The sequence below is a fragment of the Jannaschia seohaensis genome (genome assembly GCF_900116765.1).
Classification (GTDB): domain Bacteria; phylum Pseudomonadota; class Alphaproteobacteria; order Rhodobacterales; family Rhodobacteraceae; genus Jannaschia; species Jannaschia seohaensis.
On record NZ_UETC01000003.1, the window covers coordinates 132,989 to 152,746 of the forward strand.

Consider the following 19,758-nt stretch of genomic DNA (forward strand, 5'->3'; position numbering starts at 1 on the left):
GGCTCAAATCGCGGTCGCCGCCGCCCCTTTCAGACCCAGCATCTCCCGGGCGTCGTCAGGGGTGGCGGGGCTGCGCCCGAGGTCTTCGACGATGCGCCGGATCTTCTCCACCTGCTCGGCGTTGCGCCGCGCCATGACGCCTTTCGACAGCATGAGGTTGTCTTCCAGACCCACGCGCACATGTCCCCCCATCGCCGCTGCCATCGTGGCCATCGGAAATTGATGGCGCCCGGCGGCAAGGACCGAGAACATGTAATCCTCACCGAAGAGCTTGTCGGCCAGACGCACCATATGGGTCAGGTTTTCCGGCTCGGCCGCCATCCCGCCCAGCACGCCGAAGACGAACTGGATGAAGAAGGGCGGCTGCACCAACCCGCGATCGGCGAAATGGCGCAGCATCGTCAGGTGGCTCAGATCGTAGCATTCGAACTCGAAGCGCGCGCCGCGCGCCTGGCCGAGATCCTCAAGGATCGTGGCGATGTCGCGAGGGGTGTTCTTGAAGACCAGATCGTCGGAGTTTTCCAGGAACGGCTTTTCCCAATCGTGTTTCCAGTCGGTGATGCGCGCGGCGGCCGGGTAGAGTGCGAAATTCATCGTGCCCATGTTGAGCGAGCACATCTCGGGGGCGACCTTGCGCGGCGCGGCGAGCCGCTGGTCCAGGGTCATCACCGCGCTGCCGCCCGTCGAAAGGTTGAGCACGGCATCCGTGGCCGCCTGGATGCGCGGCAGGAAGGCCATGAAATGCTCAGGGCTCGCCGAGGGGCGGCCGGTCTCGGGGTCGCGGGCGTGCAGGTGCAGGATCGCCGCCCCCGCCTCGGCGGCCTCGATGGACTGGGTGGCGATCTCGTCGGCGGTGACCGGCAGGTGCGGCGACATCGAGGGCGTGTGGATTGAGCCGGTGATGGCGCAGGTGATGAGGATCTTGGACATGGTCTTGGGTCTCAGGCCGGTTCCGACATCGCCGGGGAGAGTTCGGTCGCGAAGCGCGCCAGCGCCGTATCGAGCAGCCCGATGATCTCGTCGACCTGCGCCTCGGTCACGATGAGCGGGGGGCAGACGAGGAAGTGATCGCCCTCATATCCGCCCCGCGTGCGCCGGGAGTAGATGATCAAGCCGAGCTCGTAGGCGATCTCGACCAGTCGGTTATAGGCGTTCAGTTCGCGGGGCAGGGGGCGCATCGTCTCGCGGTCCGAGACCAGCTCGAAGGCGAGCAGAAGACCCTTGCCGCGCACATGGCCGATAAAGGGATAGCGGTCCATCAGCCCGGTCAGCTTGGCCTTGAGCAGATCGCCCATCCGCGCGGCGTTCTCGATGAGACCCTGCTCCTCCAGCTCTTCCAGAACGGCCAGACCGGCGGCGCAGGCCAGCGGGTTGCCGGCATAGGTGAAGCCATGCAGGAAGCCCCCTGCGTCGAGCACCGGCTCGACCAGCCGCGACGGCGCGACGATGGCCCCGAGCGGCGCATAGCCCGCGCCGAACCCCTTGGAGAGCACCACGATATCCGGCACGACGCCAAAATGCTCGGAGGCGAGGAACTTGCCGGTGCGGCCCGCGCCGGACATGACCTCGTCGAAGATGAGCAGCACGCCATACTCGTCGCAGATCTCGCGGATGCGGGTGTAGTAGCTGTCCGGCGCGACCAGCGCGCCGGTCGATGCCCCGCCAATGGGTTCCATCAGGAAGGCCAGCACATTCTCCGGGCCCTCCTCCTCGATGCGGTCGCGCAAGAGTTCGGCATATTTCAGGCCGCGCGCCTCCTCGGTTAGGTTGTCGCGGTCGAGATAGGTCATCGGCGCGGTGATTTTGGGCATGCCCTCCATCATCGGCGCGAACGGCTCCCGCAGAGGATCGTAGCCCGTCAGGTCGAGCGCGCCGAAAGTGCAGCCGTGATAGGAGGGGAAGCGCGAGATGACCTTATACCGGCTGCCCAGCCCCTGGGTGAGCGCATATTGCCGGGCGAGCTTGACCGCGCTCTCCACCGCTTCCGAACCGCCGGAGACGAAGAAGACCCGGTCCAGCCCCTCGGGGCAGAGCGACACCGTCTTGGCGGCGAGATCCTCGGACGGGTGGGTGCGGAAATGCAGCCGGTAGCCGAAGGTCGCGCGGTCCATCTGCGCCTTCATCTTAGCGAGAACGCGCGGGTTGGAATGCCCGATATTGGAGACCATCGCCCCTGAGCAGCCGTCGATATACCGCTTGCCGCTCTCGTCGTAGAGGTAGATCCCCTCGCCCCGGTCGAGAAAGGGGCGCGGGTTGCGGGACTGGTAGAAGAGGTGCCCGCCCGTATCGGCCTCGGCCCTGCTCATGGGGCATTTTCCAGATGTTTGCGCAGAAAGGCGCGGGTGCGTTCCTTCTCTGGGCGCTTGAAGATCACCTCGGGCGGGCCTTCCTCGACGACCACGCCCTGGTCCATGAAGAGCACCCGGTCGCAGACGGCGGCGGCGAAATCCATCTCATGGGTGACGATGATCATCGTCATCTGCTCTTCGGCGAGCTTCTTCATGACCTGGTTGACCTCGTCCACGAGCTCCGGATCCAGCGCTGAGGTCGCCTCGTCGAAGAGCATCAGCTTGGGCTTCATCGCCAGGGCGCGGGCAATGGCCACGCGCTGTTTCTGCCCGCCGGACAGCTGGGAGGGGTAGTAGTCGATGCGCTCCAGCATTCCGACCTTTTGCAGCTGTTCCTCGGCCAGCGCGTCGGCGGCTTCGTTGCTGAGCCCCTTGAGCATCTTCGGCGCCATCGTCACGTTTTCCCGCGCCGTCATGTGCGGGAAGAGATTGAAGTGCTGGAAGACCATGCCGATCTCCTGGCGCATCTGGTTGATGTGCTTCTCGTATTGCCGATGCGGCAGCGACTTGTTGACCTGGGTGCCATCGAGCCAGATTTCGCCGCCGGTCAGCGGATCGAGATCGTTGATCGCCCGCAGGAGTGTCGACTTGCCGGAGCCCGACGGCCCGATGATGGCGACGATCTGGCCGCGCGCCACGTTGAGGCTGATGTCCTTCAGCACCTCCAGCTGTCCGAACGCCTTTTGGGCGTGCCGGATCTGGACGAAATCGGTCAGGTGGGTCTGGTCGGTGCTCATGGCGATACCTCGCGCGGGATCAGCGGGACAGGGAGATGCGGCGCTCGATGCGCCGCTGCACCCATTCCATCCCGAGGTTGATGACGTAGTAGAAGGCCGCGGCCAGCAGATAGAACTCGAAGGGCCGGTAGGTCGCGCCGATGGCGCGCTGCGCCGAAAGCGTCAGCTCGCTCACCCCGATGACCGAGACCAGCGCGCTGTCCTTGAGGAGCGCGATCATGTTGTTGCCGATGGGCGGGATGACCGCCCGCACCGCCTGCGGCACGACGACCTTGCGCAGCGCCTGGCCCCGGCTCAGGCCCAAGGTGCGCGCGGCCTCCATCTGGCCCTTGTCCACCGACAGGATCGCGGTCTGGATCAGCTCGGAATTGTAGACCGCGAAATGCAGCCCCAGACCGATGACCCCGGCGACGAAGGCCGGCAGGTCGATGCCGATCTGGACGAGGCCGAAATAGATCAGGAAGAGCTGCAACAGCAGCGGCGTGCCCATGAAGACGAACTCGATCACCTTGAAGGGCCACCGGATCACGGCGGGGGCATAAAGCGCCATGACCGCGAAGAGGATGCCGCCGAAAAAGCTGAGCAACGCCGCCGCCGCCGTGATGGCGATGGTCCAGAGGCAACCCAGAAGGATGATATCGAGGTAGCCGGGGATAATCGTGAAATCGAGGCCCATGTCGCGTCCTTCCGGGTCAGGTGATCTGCACCCGGCGGTCGAGCCAGGCCACGGCCCGCCCCGTCGCGTAGATGATGATGATGTAAAGGATGCCCGCCAGCAGGAACATCTCGAACGGCTTGTAGGTCGAGCCGATGTAGCGCTGCGCGGTGTAGGTCAGCTCGACGACCGAAATCGCCGCCACGAGCGCCGTGGATTTGATCAGCATGTTCAGGTTCACGCCGAGCGGCCGGACCATCAGTCGCGCCGCCTGAGGCAGTATGACCTTGCGGAACGCCTGGAACTGGCTGAGCCCGAGGGTGCGGGCGGCCTCGCGCTGGCCCTTGTCGATGGAGATGATCGCGCCGCGGATCGTCTCGGTCATATAGGCGCCGGCATTGATGCCCAGACCGATCACGCCGGCCTCGAAGGCATCGAGCTGGATGCCGATCTGCGGCCCTCCGAAATAGAGGATGAATATCTGGATCAGCGCCGGCGTGCCGCGAAAGACGCTGACATAGGCGGCCCCGGCAAAGCGCAGCAGGGCGAAGCGCGACAGCCGCGCCGCGGCCCCGAGGGCGCCCATGGCGAGGCCGAGAAGGGCGGTCAGCACGGACAACTGGATGGTGACCCAGGCCGCCTCCAGAAAGAACGGATAGACCCGGAGCATCAGGTCAGTGTCCATCGGACCCCCTTATGGCTCGATCAGCATGGCGGACGGTTCGGAATGGCGGCGCGCATCCCACGCGCCGCGTCGGAGCCGCGCCCCGGACGGGGCGCGGTTTCCTTGCGGAGTGGTCACGTCACCGGATGTCGGCGCCGATCCACTCCTCGGCGATGGCGAGATAGGTGCCGTCTTCCATCATCGAGTCGAGCGCCGCCTGCATCGCCGCGGCGAGGTCCGGATTGCCCTCGCGGATCGCGATGCCCGCGCCGAAGGGCTCAGTCGTCGGATCGGCGAACATTTCGAATTCCTGATCCTTCGCGCCCATGGCGAGAATGGCGGCGATCGAGTCGTTCACGATCGCGTCGACCCGGCCGTTCTCCAACTCCAGCAGAAGCTCCGGCAGGCCCTTGTAGGTATTGATGTCATAGCCCCGATCGCGAGCCCAAGCCTCGTGGGTCTCGCCCAGCGTCAGGCCGACCTTGACGTCCTCGAGATCCTCCAGGCTGGTGATACCGGAGCCGGGCTGGGTGAAGATCGCGCGCTTGTCGGAATAGTAGGGGCCGACGAAATCGACGACCTGGTCGCGCTCCTCGGTGATCGTCATGGAGCCGACGATGGCGTCGTATTTGTTGGCCAGCAGGCCGCCGATGATACCGTCCCACGCGGTGGTGACGATTTCCGCCTCGAGCCCCATGCGCTTGGCGATCTCGGCGCCGATCGCCGGATCGAAGCCCACCACCTCGTTCTGGTCGTTGACGAAGTTGAAGGGCGGGTAGGCGCCGGACATGGCGATGCGGATCACGCCCTCTTCCTTGAGCGTTTCCAGTTCGTCCGCGCCAGCCGCCAGCCCGGTGGCGGCGAGGGCGGCGGCAATGACGGTGGATTTCAGGACAATGCGGCGTGAGGTCATTTCTTTCTCCGTGTCGGGAATTCGCGGGGGCGCGGCGCTCTTGGTCTGGATGTGGCCCGCGGCCATGTGCGGTTTGATTCCGTTTCGCTCCAAAAGCCTTGCATCTGCGCCGGTATCGCGCAAATAAATAATCAAGATCATAAATATAGATGAAATGGATGCAGCCTCCCGATAGCGCGCGCTTTCCCTGGAACCTCGACTGGAACCTGCTCCGCACCTTCCTGGTCGTGGTGGAGCAGCGCGGCATCTCGAAAGCGGCGCTGGCCCTGGGGCTCAAGCAGCCCACGGTTTCGGCCGCGCTCAAGCGGCTGGAGACGGCGGTCGGCAAGCGTCTCGTCGTCCGAAAGCCGAACGAGTTCGCTGTAACCCTTGCCGGACAAAGGCTTTATGCCGAATGCACCAGCATTTTCGGGACGGTCTCGCAATTGCCCACCGTTCTCAACGAGGAGGTGGCGGAGCTGCGCGGGCATCTGTCGATCGCGGTGACCAGTTCCGTGATCTCTTCGCATTTCGACGATGTGCTGCACCGGTTTTCGGCCGCGCATCCTGGCGTCACCTACTCCTTCGCCGTGCACGAGAGCGATGAGGTTGAGAGCATCGTCACCCTCAACCGCGCCAGTTTCGGCATCTGCCTGCTTTCGACGCCACCCCAGAAACTCGACCGGCTGGAACTCTATCGCGAATTTTTTGGGCTCTACTGCGGACCGAGGCATCGCTTGTTTCATGCCGAGAGGGTTTCGACCGCAGATCTCGAAGGCGAGCCCTTCGTCGCCTTTCAGACCGAGACGCCCGGCGGGCCGCTCGAAGCGATCTCCCGGCTGCGGACCCGGATGAAGCTCTCGCCGCAATGGCGCGGCGTGTCCTCCAGTCTCAACGAGATCCGCCGGATGATCATGGCCGGGATCGGCATCGGCGCCTTGCCGGTCCATGTCGCGCAGCAGGACGTCGCGGCCGGCCGGATCCGTCAGGTGCCTCCCTACACGGAACTGCCCCGCATTTCCATTCACCTCATCAGCAACCCGGCCCGCCGGTTCACGGAGGCGGAGCGCGCCTTTCTTTCGCAAGTTCAGACCGATCTGTCTGCGATCAGCATCGAAGACCGCACCTATGGGGGATGACGCGCGGACGGTCGCGGCGTCGCAGTCGGAGGGCTTCCGATCGCGACATCAAGGCGCGGACCCGCCGGCCGGCGCAAGCGGGATGCCGGAAATCCGCGCGGTCAGACCGCCCTCCTCGTTTCGGTGCAGACTGAACCGCAACCCCAGAGAGCGCGCGTTTTCCTGCACGCTGGACAGGCCCAGCCCTTCGCCTTCGATCCCGTCGACATCGGCGCCGCGCCGGTAGGTCTGCATCACCTGCGCTATCTCGGTCTCGCTCAGGCCGGGCCCCGTGTCCGAGACCTCGATGATGGCCCCCTCTTCGGCGGCTATTGCGGCCAGCGCGATCCGCCCGGAGGGCGTGTATTTGATCGCGTTGGACACGAGGTTCGACACCATCCGGATCAGAGCCACCGGATGGACCTGCACCACCAGGTCTGTCGGGGTCACGTCGAAGGCCAGCGCCTTCTCGGCGGCTTCGGTGCCGAACATGCGTTGCGCATTCGTAAAGACGAGTTGAAGGGGCAGGTCTTCGGGGTCGGGCTCGGGTCTTGGCCCGTCGGGGGCCGGGGCGCCATCGCCCGCGCCGGCGCTTTCCGGCCGCGTGTCCTCCACCGCCTGATCGAGGACGGACTTCAGATAGGCGATGCCGGTTCTCAGCGTTTCGGCCAGGACCGGATCGCTCCGGTCGGCGGCATCGGCCGCGAGGCCCAACGAGGTCAGCGGCTGGCGCAAATCGTGCCCCGTGAGCGCCAGCCGCTCGCGGCGGCTTTCGGCCAGGCCCCGTGCGAAGCTCAGGTCGCGCCTTGCATCGCGCAGGGTCTCGTCCAGGCGCACCTTCTCGCGTATCGCGGCCAATTCGCCTTGCAGAGCGGCGTCGCGCTGATCGCGGAGCCCGAAGGACTGGCGCACCATGGCGGCCGCGAAGAGCAGGGCATCGGCCAGGAGCGCATAGCGCAAGGTCAGATTGTCATCGTCCAGATCGTCGAACAGGAGATCCAGGAAGCTGCTCCCCGCAAGCGCGCCGACCAGGATGAGCGCGCCGAGGGCGAAGAGAACGGCACCCTCCTTTCGATGGCGCAACAGCAAGCCGGCGGCCCAGAGAACGGACGCATACCAAAGCACCGACACGGAGGCCGCGATCAGTCTGGGCAGGCTGGTGGCCGGGTCTTCGAGCAGTGGATCCAATTCGAACCCGAGATCGTGATAGCGCATGGCGGCCTCGATCCCGCCTTGGGCATAGCTCAGCCCGACCGCCGCCGTAAGGGCCACGAAACTCGCCACGGCCAGCCGGTGCAGCCATCTTGGCGCCTGGTGCCCAGGCAGAGCGCCGGCGAGGAAGGCGGCCACAAAGGTCAGATGCGCCGCGACCTGACCTGCCTCCAGGAGCTTGTCGACCAGGAGCGGCCCGATGGGCGGGACGCCGGCGAAGAGCGGGGCGAGGTAGCCTTCGGCAGAGGCGGCCGCCAGGGTCGCGGCCGTGAAATAGACGGCATATCGCTGGGCTGGCGCCGCTCCGAGCAGCCGGCCGAAGGCCGCCAGGAACGCGATCAGCAGCGCCGAGGCCCCGAGTATCACGCCGAAGCCGTCGGCTCTGGCGCGCACGGCTGCATCGAAGGCCAGTTCTGGGCGCCAAGCCGGATCGGCATCCTCGATGTCTGTGGGGGTGTCGATCCGCGCCCGGATTTCGACGGTCTCACCCGGTGCAATCGGGATTGGCAGGGACGCCACGCGCCGAAACGCCGCTGGGCTGGCTTCGGGGCGGCTGTCCGCCGTGGCGGAACGAGCGGAGCCGCCCAGAACGGGGACCGTCCGAGCGTTGCGCCGGGTTTCGAACAGATAGCCGGTTCCGAAGGTGTCGCCGAAATCGATGCGCCAGATCCCGGTCTCCGCCCCGGTATTGGTCAGCCAGCCGCACGCCCAACTGCCGGGGTCCGGTGTCGGGTCTGCCAACAGCGGCTTCCCGTGTTCCACCGGGCAGGTGCCGTCGGCATCGTCGAGCCGCACCATGGCGCCGAACAGATTTTCGATCTCGTCGCCGGGTGCGACACCGATCCAGGCCGGGGCCCGCCTGTCCAGGATCTGCGCGGCCCACTCCTCGTCGTCATCGTCGTCCTTATCATCGTCGCCGTCGCTCAGTGCTTGAAATAGCACCAAGGTCAGGCCAACCAGGAGAGGTAAGGCCCAGAGCCGCCAGGAGTTTGGGGACGATGCCGACATCGCAGGTTCGCCGTGTTGTGATCGCCGACGATCATGCACTCGTTCGCACCGGGATGAAAAACATTCTGGCGGGATTGGACGACGTTGTCGTCGTCGGGGAGGCCGAGAACGGATTGGAGGCGATCGCGCTGGCCAAGGAACAGCGCCCCGATCTCCTCCTCCTCGATGCCGGGATGCCGCTGTCGCGCGGCATGGAAGTCTTCGGCGAGGTCCGCCGCTGGACGCCGGAGACGCGGATCGCGGTGGTCACCGGGTTCAACGCCGCCGGTTCGCTGAGCGACTGGATCGCGGCGGGGGTCGACGGGCTCTTCCTCAAGACTTGTCCGCCCGAGGAAATGGCGACCGGCTTCGCGCTGCTGCTGCAAGGCGAGGGCTATGTCTCGAAGGACGTTCTGCGACGCATCCAGAACGCCGAGGCCGTGGCCGAGCTTAGTCAGCGCGAGCGTCAAGTCCTGCATCTGATCGCCGAAGGCTGCTCCAACGCGGCGATCGCGGAGCGGCTGTCGATCAGCGCCAAGACGGTCGACAACCATCGCACCCGGCTGATGGCGAAGCTCGGCGTGCATTCCGTGGGCCAGCTGCTGGCCTATGCCCTCAAGGAAGGGCTGCTGGACAGTTCCGCCCAGCTCTGAAGGCGGCGCCGTCGCGGCCTTTTTCTCCTCGGCCCTCCGATTGAGGGATCTCCCTCATAACGGCCCACCGCCCCGCGCCGGTAGGTCTGTCGTCATCAGCCCAAGGCATTGCGCCAGACGGGCGAGAACGATGGATCGAAGGAGCAAGGCAAATGGGTATCGTGACAGCAATCGGCGTCGTCAGCGGTCTGGCAACTCTGGGCGACATCCTGCAGGGCTGGATCAAGGACGGCACCATCGAGGGCGGCTTCGCCGGGTTCTTCGACCCCGAGTTCGACCAGGAAGCCGCCTTTGACGGGGTCAACCAGCGGCTCGACGGGATCGAGACGACGCTCGGCCGGGTCGAAGCCAGCATCGTCGATCTGATGGACGACGTGGACACGCTGGCTCAGACGGTCGAACTTCAGGGCCGCGACCTGAGCACCAATATCGACGCGACGGCCTTGGCCGTGGTGCGGGGCGAGGTCTACAGCGTCCTGTCGCGTGTCTCGAACTACGACAACCGCACCGATGTCGCCGCCGACCTGGTCTCGGAGAGCTCGCTTGCCTTCGGGTCGGCCTATGAACTCGCCGGCGACATCCTGGGCGATGCCGCCGCCACGCCCGAAGCCATCGCCGCCGCCGTCGGCACGCTGACCTACGCCACCGCCACGCGCCTGCTGGTTGCGCAGACCGTCGAAGAGGGCGGCCACCGCGAGGGCGATGTCCAGCAGAACATCACGGACGCGGCGGCGCGGCTGGGGGATCTGCGGACGCATCTGGTGGAGAACCTCGACATCGATGTGAGGCTGGATATGTCGCGGGAGGCCAATTACGCGAGCGTCGAGGCCTCCTACCAGGAGCCGGTCTATTGGAACCTCGGCATCTTCGGCACCCATCTCGTCGGCTACAAGACCGTCACCTACACGAAGAAGGAACTGGTCAGCTACGATAACGCGGTCACCGCCAAGGTCAGCGCCGACGGCTACGAGGCCTTCGCGCATGCCGCCCTCCATGAAGCGATGTCCGAAATCCATTTCTCCACCGGCCTCACCGGGACCAGCGTGACCTACACCAAGTCCGTCTGGAACTCGCCCTATGACGCCGCGCCGACCTTCTGGTTGCCCATGAACGACAAGACCTTCGCGTTCCTCGAGGGCTATGACGGGACCGTGTCCTGGGATCTCTCCACCAATGCGGGCCGGGCGACGCTGGACGCCTATCTCGACTTCCATGTGGAGAACATGATCCTGGAGGATCTGGGCTTCGGCTATGGCGGGCAGGCTCTGGAGACGCTGGAGAACGTCTACACCGAGATCGCCGACAGCACCGAGCAGGATCTGCGCAAGGCCCCCGCCGCGCCCACGGATGGCGACGACTACATCAAGGGCACCGAGGGCCGCGACACGATTTCGGGCGAGGACGGCAACGACGTCCTGGTCGGGCATGGCGGAGACGACCGGCTCTATGGCGGCGCGGGCAACGACATCCTCAAGGGCGGCGCCGGCAACGACCAGCTCTATGGCGGCACCGGCGATGACGGCTATATCGGCGGCGCGGGCAACGACCGGATCGTCGATGCGGGCGGCACCAACGACCGGGTTCTGTTCGAGGGCAAGCTCGCGGACCACACGCTCGTGACGGTTGGCGATCAGCTCCACGTCTCGAAGGGCGGCGAGACCGACTATCTCCAGGGCATCGATGTCCTCCAGTTCGACGATGTGACGGTCGAGGCCCACCATATCGGCACGGCTGGCGCCGACGCGCTCTCGGGCACCGCGCAGGCCGACTTCCTCTATGGCGGCACGGGCGATGACGTGTTCCGGGCCGATGGCGGCAACGATCTGGTGTTCGGCGGCGCGGGCAATGACGTGATCCATGGCGGCGCCGGGTCCGACCGGATCGATGGCGGCAGCGGCAACGACCGGATCTACGACAATGGCAACGGCGACGACGCCTATGTCGCCAGCAGCGGCAACGACCGGATCAGCGACTATGGCGGGAGCCGTGACGTGATCGAGTTCGATGGCGCCTCCTCCGACTACTCCATCGTTCTCACCTATATCGGGATCGGAAGCTTCAAAGGCCCGACCCCCTACGTCGCTGTCACCGGCGCCGATGGCATCACCCAGATGTCGGGGGTCGACATGCTGGAGTTCCACGACCGCACCATCCATTGGAGCGAGATCGACCAGACGCGCATCGCGACCGAAGGCGATGACATCCTGACCGGCACGGGCCACATGGAATTCATCGACGGCAAGGCGGGCAACGATGTCATCGACGGGCGCGAAGGGAACGACAAGATAACGGGCGGCTCCGGTCTGGACGTGCTGACGGGCGGGGAGGGGGCGGATACGTTCATGTTCCTCCTCAGCGAGGGCGGCGCCGACACGGTCACCGACTTCAATGCCGCCGAGGGCGATCGGCTCCTGATCCGCAGCGCGGCGGGCAACGACTATGACGCCGCCTTCCTGGCCGAGCGCACGACCATCGACGCCCAGGGCCGGATGTTCCTGGATATCGAGCAAGCCAGCGGCGCGCCCTCCCTGCCGCTGCATGTGGCCACCTTCGAGACAGCCCTGTCGATCAGCGCCGACATCTTCGTCTGACACTCATCAGGTCCAACTTTCCGGGCCGGGGACGCGGGTCTCCGGCCTCGACGCGTCAAGCCGGAGGCGGCCGCGCCGAGAGGCCGAACCGCGCTTGCGATGCGGCAATGTCGATGTGCGGGCTGGAACGGACACTGATGGGGGTGGGGGCGCAAGTTCCATGCTATTCTACCGGGCGAGATCGCAACGCGTGGCGGGTAGATTGCCGATTTCAATGCGGCGGCCGACTGGTCCTGCTTCGGAGCAGGCCCTCGCAGTGCAGCGAATGGCAATTCCACGTCGAGACATCGCCGGGCCTTCGTTTCGTCAATCGGGGGGACGTTCCATGTGCCGCCCGAGCGGCGACGGACGCGTCTCTCAATCCTTTTCACCGACCTAGGTATGATCCGGCCTTCAATCGGTCCCGCCGGGGCTCGGCACGCCTTGGGGCGGACCGGCAGCGCCCAGCCTGGGTAGGGCTCCGTGCGCCGCGCCCTAACGGGGACGCATTCCGGCGCGCGCTTCGAAGGATCAATGCATCAGGTTCTGGGACAGCGACGGGCCGGGCGGGTCCAGGCGTCCGGCGACGTTCAGAGAAGGGCTGCGACAGCCGGGAGGGCCAGGCCGGACAGGCCGATCGAGACCCCCATCGGGAAGGCGCCCGGCGTATCCAAGGCCTCCCAGCCGGTCGCCCCGCCCGCCGCCGCGCGCGCCGCGGACACGCCCGCCACGCCGAGCAGCAGCGCCCCCGAGAAGAGAAGCGCAAAGAGCGACCAATGCTCCGGCGGCACGAACAGCACCACCGCCGGTAGCATCTTGACATCGCCCCCGCCCATCAGGCCGCGCGCGAAGAGAAGCAGCAGAATTGCGAACACCGCCAGCGCCGCCACCAGCCGCGCCGTCAGTTCACCAGGGGCGAGCACGGGTAGGGTCAGCACGGCGAGCGCGAGCGCCGCCAGCACGAGACGGTTGGAAATGGTCAGCCGGGCGAGATCGCTATGAATCACCAGCAGCAGCACCGGCGCCAACAGCAGCATCGGCCAGAGCGTGATGCTCATGCCGAGGACCGGAAGGCCGCGACCGGAGTTCCACCCTGCTGTGCCGACAGCAAGCGGAAGACGAGCTCCGCCTTATTTTCGACGCCCGTCTTGCAGTAGATGCTCCGGAGATGCGCGCGCAGGGTCGTGTTGGCGATCTTGAGTTCGCCCCGGACGGCGGTGTTGCTCAGACCGCGGCTGAGCAGCAGGCAGACGCGGAATTCGGCCCGGCTCAGGCGCGCGGGATTGTCACAAGCCAGCAGGTCCACCCCTTCTTCCGGTCCGACACCCGGTCCGGCATCGACGACCCGGTCGAAAAACTGCCGTCCCTCCGCGGCCTGCCAGGCCCGGTGCAACGTGACGGCGGCCATCGTGATCCGGCCGAGATCGGGGCCGGAGACGGGGTGATCGAAATGCAGCTCGAGGTAGTCGTCCGAACCGCCGCGGCCTCCCAGCGGGCAGACGAGGAGTTCGCGCATGGCCCGCCGCTTCTGAAAGACGGTCAGCGCCGGATCCAGGTCGGAGACCATGGAGGATTGCCAGACCGAGCCCGGCCGCGCCCGCCGCGCGAACTCACCAAGGACACAATGGGTGTAGGCGCGGGCCAGGCCGGGCACGGCGGCGCCGGGCGGCCTGCGGTCATGGACGACGAGATGCGGCCGGCCCCGTCCCTGCGCATAGCGCGACACGGCGGCGGCATCTGCGCCAAAAGCCTCCGTCAGCGCCTCAAGCGCCCGCCGGAGCGGCAACGCCCCATCCATGGCCTCGTACCAATTCTCGAGCGCGACGCGCAGTGCGCTCTCGTCTTGCCGCCAAGCGGTATCAAACTCGTCGAACAATTCAGACAGCCTCCAAAACTCAATACGCGTCGCAAACACACGACGGACTAGGCTGCTCGATTCTCAAATATTAGTATTTTGTTAATGTCAGTTAACAACAAAATGGCATTTGTGAGAAGACACCTTTTGGCCACAGAGTGTTGCGTTTTGTGCCGCAGATCGGCCCCAAAGCCGGGTCAGCCGGTATAGGTGAGCCACCGGATCACGGTCGGCCCCACGGTCATCAGGATCAGAGCGGGCAGCATGAAACTCGCCAGCGCGATCGACATTTTGACCGGCAGCTTATTGGCCATTTCCTGCGCGGCGAGCTCTCGGTAGAGACGCATCTCGCTCGCGTAGACATGCAGCGCCTCGGTCAGCGGTGTGCCGAATTGCAGCGACTGCTGCACGACCTTGACGAAGCTCGACACCGTATCGACGCCGCAGCGCGCCGCCATCTCGCGCATGGCCACATCGCGCGGCCGGCCGGCCTGGATCTGGCGCTGCACGGTCAAGAACTCGGCCGACAATTCCGGGCAGACGGCGGCGAGTTCGTTGCCCACCCGCGTCATCGCGGCGTCGAGTCCGAGCCCGGCCTCGACCGAGATTTGCAGCAGATCCAGCGCGTTCGGAAAGCTCTCCATGATCCGCGTCCGGGTCTCGAGCGCGCGGCCCTCGACATGGCGCGCGGGCAGCAGGAAGCCGACGAAGGTCAGCATCCCGAGCATCGCAAGGATCTCCGTCTGGCCCAGCCCCGCCAGCCGCGCGTTCACCCCAGGGGGCAAAATCGTGTTCGGGAGCGCCGCGACACCCAGCAGCGCCACGAAGGCCAAGGGCAGGCCGAGCCCGAGCGCGATCCGCGCGAGCACATAGAACCGCACCGCGCTCTCGCGCCGGTAGCCCGCCTGGATCAGCTTGATCTTCAGCTTCGTCAGCTCGCCGGGGTTCTTCGGCACAAAGGTCCGCAAGACGCCCTTGGAGGTCTCGACACGTTCGAGCAGCAGCCCCTTGTCCTCCCGGCGCTGGCGGCGTGCGTCGCGGGTCTGCAGCAGCCGCGCGGTGCCCGGATCGACCTGGGTGACGGCGCTGACGATGCCGTAGAAGGCGAGCCCGGCCCCCAGCCCGATCGCGGCGAACACCATGATCTGCGGGTCGAGGCCGGTGTTCTGCGAGAACAGTTCGAAGATCTCGTCCATGATGGCGTCCTCCTCAGATGCGGAAGTTCACGAGGTGGCGCAGCACCAAGTAATTGATGACCGTCAGGGCGATGACGATGCCCGCGAAGATCGGGAACAGCTCGCTGTCCATCACGCCGCCGAAATGGTCCGGCATGGTCAGCATCGAGAAGGCGAAGATGCCGACGGGCAGGCCCGACAGGAACTTCGCCGTCATGCGCCCCTCCGAAGAGATCGCGTGGATGCGGCGGCGCATGGCGATGCGGTTGCGGATCGTCTCCCCGAGGAGCTTGGTCACCCGCGCGAGGTCGCCGCCGGTGCCGTGCTGGATCCCGATCGAGGCGGACAGATAGTGCACGTCCTCCAGATCGAGGCGATCCGCGAAGTCCTGCACGGCATCCGTCAGATCGTCGCCGAAGCTGACCTGGTCGAAGATGATTCCGAACTCCGTTCCGATCGGGTCCGGCATGTCCTTGGCCACGCTGCCGATGGTCGTGTTGAGCGGATGGCCGACCGACAGGCCGCGCGACATCAGGTCGAGCGCGTCGGGCAGCTGTGTAATCAGTGCCTCCAGCCGCTTGTTCCGCTTACGGCGCACATAGGCGATGGGCAGCGCAAGTCCCAGCGCGATGCCGATCAGGACCGCCCTTTCGATGCTGACGAACCCCATAGCGATCACCGTCGCCGCCGCCGCCGAGAGCAGGCAGAAGGACAGGAAGCGCCCAGGCTTCACGATCATGCCCGCCTGGTTGAGGTCGCGCGGCAAGGTGGACAGGAAGGGCAGCCCCAGAAAAGCGCGTTGCTTGATCTCGGGTTTGAGCACCGCCAGCAGCTCCGGCGCGCGCTTGCCTTCGACGATCATCCGCATCCTGCGGTTCTTCGCCTCTTCATTGGTTTCGCCGCGCTGAATCAGCTGCATGAGGCCCGTGACGAAGAGCAGAAGGCCCAGGAAGACGCCGGCGAAAATGGCGTAGTTGTCGGGCGTGATGACGCCGTCGAGCCCGCCCAGGAGATCCTCGAGCATCACGGCCTCCCGGTATCCATGAACATGTCCTCATCGATATCGACGCCGGCGGCGACCAGAGCGTCGAAGCAGCGTGGCCGGATGCCGGTCGCGCGGAACTCGCCCAGGATCTTACCGTCGCCGGTCTTGCCCGATCGGCGGAAGACGAAGATGTCCTGCATGGTGATGACGTTGCCCTCCATGCCGGTGATCTCGGAGATCGACATCACCCGGCGCGAGCCATCCGACAGCCGCGACAGTTGAAGCACCAGGTGCAGACCGGAGGCGATCTGCGCCCGCACCGCCTGCATCGGGAAGTCGACGCCCATCATCGTCACCATCTGCTCCAGACGGCCGAGCGCGTCGCGCGCGGTGTTGGCGTGGACCGTGGTCATCGAGCCGTCATGGCCGGTGTTCATGGCCTGAAGCATGTCGAAGGTCTCGGCGCCGCGCACCTCGCCCACGATGATGCGGTCCGGCCGCATCCGGAGCGCGTTGCGCACGAGATCGCGCTGGTGGACGGCGCCGGTGCCGTTCGGGCTGGCGGGCCGGGTCTCCAGCCGGACGACGTGGGACTGCTGCATCTGCAATTCCGCCGCGTCCTCGATGGTGACGATCCGCTCGCTGTCGCCGATGAAGGAGGACATGGCGTTAAGCATGGTCGTCTTGCCCGAGCCGGTGCCGCCCGAGATCAGCACGTTGAGCCGCGCTTCGACTATGGCCCGCAAGAGCTTGGCCGCCTTCGCGTTGAGCGAGCCGCGCTCGACCAGGCGATCCATCGTGTAGGGCTGCTTGGAGAATTTGCGGATCGAGACGGTCGGTCCGTCGATGGCGCAGGGCCGGATGATGGCGTTGACGCGGCTGCCATCCTCCAGACGGGCATCGACCCAAGGCTGGCTCTCGTCGACGCGCCGCCCCACGCGGGAGACGATCTTGTCGATGATCCGCAGCAGATGGCGCTCGTCCGAGAAGCGGGCGGGCATGCGCTCCAGGACGCCGGCGCGCTCGACATAGATGTTCTCGTGCCCGTTCACGAGAATGTCGTTGATGGTCGGGTCCGCCAGGAGCGGCTCGAGCGGGCCGAAGCCCAGAACCTCGTCGATCAGCTCGTCGACCAAGGCCCGGAACGGCTCGGCCGCCATCTGGGTGCCCTTTTCCGAGAGCGTTTCATTCACGAGGCCGGCGACTTCGCGGCGCAACTCCTCCGGTTCGACCTTGTCGATCACGGAGAGGTTGAGCCGGTCGAGCAGCGCCTCGTGCAGTTCGCTCTTGAGAGCGAGATGGCGGGACAGCGCGATGTCCTCACGCGATGGCTGATTGGCGGCGATCTCGGCCATCTCGGGCGCGCGATCGCCAACCGCATGCATCGCGACGACGTTCTGCGTCGCCGAGGCCCTGTCCCTGGAGAACGACTTGAACATCTCTTCTTCCTTACTTTTGGGCCGGGTCGGCGGCGCGCGGCCGCGTTCCGACATCTTCGATGAGTTGGCGCGCGATCCCGTCGATCGCGCGGGACAGCGGCGAACGCCGGCTGATCTGGTGGATCGGCACGCCCCGGTCCGAGGCGCTGCGGCAGGACTTCGGGTCTTCGGGAAGCCAATGTGCGAATTTCCGCTCCAGCACTTCCTGCGCGACCTTGTGGTGGCGTCGTTGGATCATCGGCTTGAATTCGCGCGACACCACGAGCTGGACATCGACATTGAGCGCGTCCTCGGTGAGGATGTCGATCACCCGGCGCGCCTGGCGCACGGTCGGCACCGTGGTGTCGGTCATCAGCAGCAGCCGGTCGACCCGGTCCATCACCGCCGAGGTCCAGTCGCAAAGCGCCCGGGGTAGATCCACGATCACGAAGTCATGGCTGTCCCGCAGCGCCTCGATGATCGTGCCCACCTGTCCGCGCTCCAGCGCTTCGAGCGGGCAGAGCGTTTTGGGCGCGGTCAGCACATCGAGCCCGCTGGGGTGCCGGATCAGGGCATCCTCGACCTCCGCAGCCGTGGGCACCGTCCCCTGGGCCGCCATGCGATAGAGCGCGTCCGAGGGCTCGACATCGAGCAGGCTGGCAACGCCGCCATATTGCAGGTCGAGGTCGAGCAGCGCGACCTTGTGGCTCGCCGTCCGCTTGATGAGCCCTCTCGGATCCAGCAGCCGCGTGGCGACGTTGACGGCCAGCGTCGTCGTGCCCAGCCCGCCCCGGGCCTGGGCGAAGGCGATCACCCGCCCCTGGCGCGGGTCCGGCACGCGCAGGGCCGGGACGGGATATTGCTGGCCACGGGTCAGCCATTCGATGCGCTCTCCAAGCTCTTCCGGGGTCGCGCTGTCGGGCAGGATCTCGTCGACGCCGGCCTCGCGGAACTGCCGGGCCTGGCGCAGCGACAGCGCCTCGTCGGCCAGCGCCAGAATGGCGCGCTCGGTGCCGATCTTGCGGCGGAACTCGGTGAGCGCGGCGAGCTCTTCGTCGGGGTTGTGGCCGGCTTCGATCACGATCAGATCGACGTTCTCGGCCAGCAAGGCGGCAGAGCCGTTGAGGCCGGCCAGGGACTCGCGATGCGCCTCGACCCGCATGGACGGGGTTCGCCGGAGCGACTTCTTGACGGAGGCGATCCGCAGGTCGTCGCTTGAAAACACGGCGATCTTGTTGTGCATCATTCCTCTCCCAATCTGGGTCATCCGTCGTTCCCCGCGGCCAGGTCTTCGCCGGTCACCACCGCGCGCAGCGCTGGGAACGGCGGCGACTGATCGAAGGCGCCGACCGTCGCGCCCGCCATTGAGGCAAGGGCGCCGACGGGCGTGATAAATTCGAAATCGACCCCGGTCAGCGTCACCGACACCTCGGGCACGAAGGGGCCGCCGAGGAAGTTCAAGGCCGGGTCGAAGGCGTAGCTGACCTGCACGTTGGCGCGCGTGGTCGTGGTCGGCACCGAGGCCTGCAAGCGGCCCCAGATCTCGTCGGCGGTGGCTGTCGAGCCACCAAGCTCGGCCAGGGTGCAGGTGATCGGCCCGGGCGTGCCGCTCGGGTCGTAGTCATTGCCCGGATCGAAGTCGCAGATCGTCGCCCCTGGGATCACCGTGCCGGTGTCGTCGAACACGGTTCCAGCGCAACCCTGGCCGAAATCCGGCAGGTCGGCGGTGAAGCCGCCCGGCAGGTTCGAGAGATCGGCCCGGGCGTTCGATGTCGGCACGTTCGGGCAGATCGCCGGGCGAACGCTCGCGGTGCGGGCGGCCACGGCCAGGGCCTTCTCGCTGGCGGAGAAGTGATAATAGAAGCGCGCGAAGTCGATCGCGCCCAGCATCAGCAGCAGGAACAGCGGGATCGCCAGGGCAAGCTCGACCATGGTCGTACCGCGCTCGCAGCCGAGCAGGGAGAGGGGCGCGCGCCGGGTCATGATCCGAAAATCCGTGCTTCGTCGGTGATCTGCGTCGTGATCGCCCCGGCTGGATTGCCGGTGGCGAAGCGCATGACGCCGGAGAAGGGAAACTCAATGCGCAGCGTCGCGGTCACGATCGCGATCGGGGCGGGCGAGACCCGGTAATCGCCCGCGACGCCCTCGCAGCGGCTGTCCAGCACGACATCGGTGATGGTGATGGCGGGCGGGAACGCCCCGGCGGCATTGGCCTGCGCGCTGAGGCGGCCTTCGAGGTCTTCGCCCGTGACGAAACTGTCGATGGACCCGCCGGAGGAGCACAGGTCGCTGGGCACGACCCGGCCGACATAGCGGCTGGCATCGCGCACGCCCTGGATCGCGGCCTGGTAGGAGTAGAACATCCGCCCGCCCTCGATGGTCACGGCGAGCACCAGCATCAGCAGCGGCAGGCTCAGTGCGAACTCGGCCAGGGCGAGGCCGCGCTCGTCGCGGCGCAGGCGGGCCAGGAGAGATGCGATCTTCATCCG

The 19,758-nt window shown here is 66.3% G+C and carries 18 protein-coding genes; 3 read left to right on the forward strand and 15 right to left on the reverse strand.

Features of this window, described 5'->3' with window-relative positions; genetic code table 11:
• Positions 1 to 3: 3 nt before the first annotated feature.
• The 6 genes from kce to DTQ71_RS08580 form a co-directional block, all read right to left on the reverse strand.
• A complete protein-coding gene (gene kce, locus DTQ71_RS08555; RefSeq protein ID WP_109563882.1) occupies positions 4 to 930 on the reverse strand; it encodes a 3,5-dioxohexanoate:acetyl-CoA acetone transferase in 927 nt (308 codons plus the stop codon).
• Positions 931 to 941: 11 nt separating this feature from the next.
• A complete protein-coding gene (locus DTQ71_RS08560) occupies positions 942 to 2,306 on the reverse strand; it encodes an aminotransferase family protein (RefSeq protein ID WP_109563883.1) in 1,365 nt (454 codons plus the stop codon).
• Positions 2,303 to 3,085: an amino acid ABC transporter ATP-binding protein gene (locus DTQ71_RS08565; RefSeq protein ID WP_109563884.1), complete on the reverse strand. Its 783-nt coding sequence runs from the start codon at positions 3,083 to 3,085 to the stop codon at positions 2,303 to 2,305. Before DTQ71_RS08565 ends, DTQ71_RS08560 begins: the two co-directional genes overlap by 4 nt.
• A gap of 19 nt (positions 3,086 to 3,104) precedes the next feature.
• A complete protein-coding gene (locus DTQ71_RS08570) occupies positions 3,105 to 3,761 on the reverse strand; it encodes an amino acid ABC transporter permease (RefSeq protein WP_109563885.1) in 657 nt (218 codons plus the stop codon).
• 16 nt (positions 3,762 to 3,777) lie between these two features.
• Positions 3,778 to 4,425, reverse strand: a complete 648-nt coding sequence (locus DTQ71_RS08575; RefSeq protein WP_109563886.1) for an amino acid ABC transporter permease — start codon at positions 4,423 to 4,425, stop codon at positions 3,778 to 3,780.
• Between the two features lie 118 nt (positions 4,426 to 4,543).
• The gene (locus tag DTQ71_RS08580) at positions 4,544 to 5,317 is read right to left on the reverse strand and encodes a transporter substrate-binding domain-containing protein (RefSeq protein WP_109564178.1); all 774 of its coding nucleotides are present in this window, start codon (positions 5,315 to 5,317) and stop codon (positions 4,544 to 4,546) included.
• 158 nt (positions 5,318 to 5,475) lie between these two features.
• On the opposite strand from DTQ71_RS08580, the gene DTQ71_RS08585 reads away from it, so the two are divergent.
• Positions 5,476 to 6,435, forward strand: coding sequence for a LysR family transcriptional regulator (locus DTQ71_RS08585; RefSeq protein ID WP_109564179.1), 960 nt, complete (start codon positions 5,476 to 5,478; stop codon positions 6,433 to 6,435).
• Positions 6,436 to 6,483: 48 nt separating this feature from the next.
• Here the strand turns inward: DTQ71_RS08585 and DTQ71_RS08590 are convergent, their stop codons facing one another.
• Positions 6,484 to 8,568, reverse strand: coding sequence for a sensor histidine kinase (locus tag DTQ71_RS08590; protein ID WP_146204828.1), 2,085 nt, complete (start codon positions 8,566 to 8,568; stop codon positions 6,484 to 6,486).
• A 56-nt stretch (positions 8,569 to 8,624) separates the two neighbouring features.
• Here DTQ71_RS08590 and DTQ71_RS08595 point away from each other — a divergent pair, with 56 nt between their 5' ends.
• Both DTQ71_RS08595 and DTQ71_RS08600 read left to right on the forward strand, forming a co-directional pair.
• Entirely contained in the window at positions 8,625 to 9,266 is a 642-nt protein-coding gene (locus DTQ71_RS08595) for a response regulator (RefSeq protein WP_109563888.1), read from the forward strand.
• Between the two features lie 152 nt (positions 9,267 to 9,418).
• Positions 9,419 to 11,857, forward strand: a complete 2,439-nt coding sequence (locus DTQ71_RS08600; protein WP_109563889.1) for a calcium-binding protein — start codon at positions 9,419 to 9,421, stop codon at positions 11,855 to 11,857.
• Positions 11,858 to 12,426: 569 nt separating this feature from the next.
• Here DTQ71_RS08600 and DTQ71_RS08605 read toward each other — a convergent pair.
• From DTQ71_RS08605 to DTQ71_RS08640, 8 genes are all read right to left on the reverse strand, one after another.
• A complete protein-coding gene (locus DTQ71_RS08605) occupies positions 12,427 to 12,894 on the reverse strand; it encodes a prepilin peptidase (RefSeq protein ID WP_109563890.1) in 468 nt (155 codons plus the stop codon).
• A complete protein-coding gene (locus tag DTQ71_RS08610) occupies positions 12,891 to 13,712 on the reverse strand; it encodes a response regulator transcription factor (protein WP_109563891.1) in 822 nt (273 codons plus the stop codon). The genes DTQ71_RS08605 and DTQ71_RS08610 overlap by 4 nt, the downstream gene beginning before the upstream one ends.
• A gap of 176 nt (positions 13,713 to 13,888) precedes the next feature.
• Positions 13,889 to 14,887 (reverse strand): type II secretion system F family protein, encoded by a 999-nt coding sequence (locus DTQ71_RS08615; protein WP_109563892.1) that lies wholly within the window; start codon positions 14,885 to 14,887, stop codon positions 13,889 to 13,891.
• Between the two features lie 13 nt (positions 14,888 to 14,900).
• Positions 14,901 to 15,890, reverse strand: coding sequence for a type II secretion system F family protein (locus DTQ71_RS08620; protein WP_109563893.1), 990 nt, complete (start codon positions 15,888 to 15,890; stop codon positions 14,901 to 14,903).
• Positions 15,890 to 17,290: a TadA family conjugal transfer-associated ATPase gene (locus DTQ71_RS08625; protein WP_109563894.1), complete on the reverse strand. Its 1,401-nt coding sequence runs from the start codon at positions 17,288 to 17,290 to the stop codon at positions 15,890 to 15,892. Before DTQ71_RS08625 ends, DTQ71_RS08620 begins: the two co-directional genes overlap by 1 nt.
• Before the next feature lie 10 nt (positions 17,291 to 17,300).
• Positions 17,301 to 18,512 carry a CpaE/TadZ family protein gene (locus tag DTQ71_RS08630; RefSeq protein WP_170125370.1) on the reverse strand — a complete coding sequence of 404 codons (1,212 nt, stop codon included), beginning with the start codon at positions 18,510 to 18,512 and terminating at the stop codon, positions 17,301 to 17,303.
• A gap of 20 nt (positions 18,513 to 18,532) precedes the next feature.
• The gene (locus DTQ71_RS08635) at positions 18,533 to 19,252 is read right to left on the reverse strand and encodes a TadE/TadG family type IV pilus assembly protein (protein ID WP_109563896.1); all 720 of its coding nucleotides are present in this window, start codon (positions 19,250 to 19,252) and stop codon (positions 18,533 to 18,535) included.
• A complete protein-coding gene (locus tag DTQ71_RS08640) occupies positions 19,249 to 19,755 on the reverse strand; it encodes a TadE/TadG family type IV pilus assembly protein (protein WP_109563897.1) in 507 nt (168 codons plus the stop codon). Before DTQ71_RS08640 ends, DTQ71_RS08635 begins: the two co-directional genes overlap by 4 nt.
• Positions 19,756 to 19,758: the final 3 nt, after the last annotated feature.